This is a genomic window from Halorubrum sp. Atlit-26R (assembly GCF_003666015.1).
Taxonomy (GTDB): Archaea; Halobacteriota; Halobacteria; order Halobacteriales; family Haloferacaceae; genus Halorubrum.
The window spans coordinates 1-571 of sequence record NZ_QPLT01000314.1 but is presented as its reverse complement, the minus strand read 5'-3'; the positions used below and the strand labels follow the sequence as shown (position 1 = coordinate 571).

The 571-nt window shown below is 61.1% G+C and carries 1 protein-coding gene; it reads left to right on the top strand.

The genetic code is table 11. From position 1 onward, the window contains the following. A partial coding sequence (locus tag DVK07_RS20745; RefSeq protein ID WP_147441302.1) for a transposase occupies window positions 1-571 on the top strand: 571 nt, incomplete at both ends.

Genomic DNA, 571 nt, shown 5'->3' with positions numbered 1-571 from the left:
GAAGCGTTCGTCGCTCACTGGCCGCTAGCCTACGTCGAATTCGACGCTCACGACCGCTACGCTGGGAGCACGACCTACGAGATGGAGGCGCTATTTCGTGGGTTTCTCCTCAAGGAACTCTACGGGTGGGACCACGAAACGGCACTCTGCTCGTATCTGGAAGACCGACCCTCTCTCCGCCGTCGCCTCGGGTTCGAAACTGTGCCCGACCAGTCGACGCTCTGGCGGAGTTGGTACTATCGGTTCACCTCCGACCTCCGCGAGTGTATCGAAACGGCCGCGCGGACGATTCTCTTCAAAGCGTCCGACGCTGGGGTCTCGGTCCCACGGCCCCCGCCGCGCACAACCCCGTGTCGCCAGACCGATGACGACGAGACGACCGGTCCATCTGCGTTCGAGCGCAAACAACAGCTCACAACTCACGTCAGCCACCTCGTCTATCCGGTGTTTTCGCTCGACCGCGCGAGTGGTTGTGCTATCCACGAGAACGCGTTTTGGAACCTTCAAACGTATCTCGGCCTTCAAGAGAACCTCGCTGCCAATGAGGGCGCTCGCAGCTTCCGCTACGACA